This is a genomic window from Helicobacter pylori (genome assembly GCF_009689985.1).
Taxonomy (GTDB): domain Bacteria; phylum Campylobacterota; class Campylobacteria; order Campylobacterales; family Helicobacteraceae; genus Helicobacter; species Helicobacter pylori_CG.
The window spans coordinates 1-582 of sequence record NZ_QBAW01000030.1 but is presented as its reverse complement, the minus strand read 5'-3'; the positions used below and the strand labels follow the sequence as shown (position 1 = coordinate 582).

The following is a 582-nucleotide window of genomic DNA, read 5'->3' as shown; positions in this document are numbered from 1 at the left end:
AAGAATGGTTTGAAGCTGAAGTCATAAAAAATTAAACACCCTTTTTTAATGGCTATTTTATCCAAAAAAAAAAAAAACCGAACTTGAAAGGGTTCTGTTTTTTGGTTTTTATGCTGTTTTTAAAGCAAATTAATTTAAAGAAAGGTTTTAACCCCTTTACTCTAGCCCTTTCTTAAAAGCTTGAGTTTGATTAGGATTTTTTTAACAATCCCATGAAGCCCTAAAACTCTAAGGATCTTACTAACCACCCTTTTAGCTAACATTTTAGGCATCAAAAACACAAAATAAATAAGCTTATTGAAAAATTTTTTCACTAAATTACAAGTTAATTCAAAAACTCTTGAATGGATTTTCCTTTCTTTAAACACAACAAACAGATACGATTTGAAAAACAAATACGGAGCTTTTAAAAGAATTTCTTTTGAAGATTTTACTGAAGAAAAATAATGCTGCTCAGCCATTTTTGTGGTATAAAAGCTCTCATTGGTGTGCATTTTCTTAGTGTAATCGCTCATAAATGGGGTTTTAGCCAAAGCGTTCAGCCATAAATCCGCTTTCAAACCAAAAGGATAGTCCCAAGGC

1 pseudogene is annotated in these 582 nt (G+C 30.8%); it reads right to left on the bottom strand.

The features are described 5' to 3' along the window. Window positions 1-161: 161 nt before the first annotated feature. Window positions 162-582 (bottom strand): annotated as a pseudogene (locus DBU79_RS07845) (glycosyltransferase family 8 protein); the annotation flags it as partial.